The sequence below is a fragment of the Streptococcus sp. GMD4S genome (assembly GCF_000296955.1).
Genome location: NZ_AJRE01000557.1, coordinates 1 through 686 on the forward strand (window position 1 = coordinate 1; position 686 = coordinate 686).

The following is a 686-nucleotide window of genomic DNA, read 5'->3' on the forward strand; positions in this document are numbered from 1 at the left end:
CTTCTATGGAAATAGCATTCATGTCTGTATCAAACTCGACCACACCAAAACGCTCTGGATCCTTCACTTGGTAGCCAAAAACAGTCGCCCCCTTCTCTTTCTTGGCTGCCTTTTGAAGCATTTTGCTCAAACCAGGCCCATGATAGATATTATCGCCTAAAATCAAGGCAACACTATCGTCGCCGATAAATTCTTCACCGATAAGAAAAGCCTGAGCAAGTCCGTCGGGACTAGGCTGTTCCGCATAGGAAAGCTTGATTCCAAATTCGGAACCATCCAAGAGCAGATCCTTAAAACGGGGCAAATCCTGTGGTGTTGAGATGATCAAAATGTCCTTAATCCCAGCCAACATCAAGGTTGACAAAGGATAATAAATCATGGGTTTATCATAAACTGGCATCAGCTGTTTTGACGCGGCCCGAGTAAGTGGGTACAGTCGGGTACCTGAACCACCCGCAAGAATAATACCTTTCATAATAGGCTTCCTTTCTGGCTAATTACCTATCCTATATTATATTTCATTTTATCCCAAATTCCCTAAGGAATTTACTTCAATTTGGATAAGGCAGCTTTTAAATAGGCTCCATCTCGAAGAGCGGCTCCAACTTTCCTAGCTTGTTCTGAAAGTTCCTTGTAGTCTTGAAGTGTCAAATCATCTAGTACTTTTTGGAGGTCGTGTAGAGAAT

1 protein-coding gene is annotated in these 686 nt (G+C 42.6%); it reads right to left on the reverse strand.

Annotated features, from left to right (window positions below; translation table 11 throughout):
• A partial coding sequence (locus GMD4S_RS12525; protein WP_000676120.1) for a sugar nucleotidyltransferase occupies window positions 1-475 on the reverse strand: 475 nt, incomplete at its 3' end.
• Window positions 476-686 lie beyond the last annotated feature (211 nt).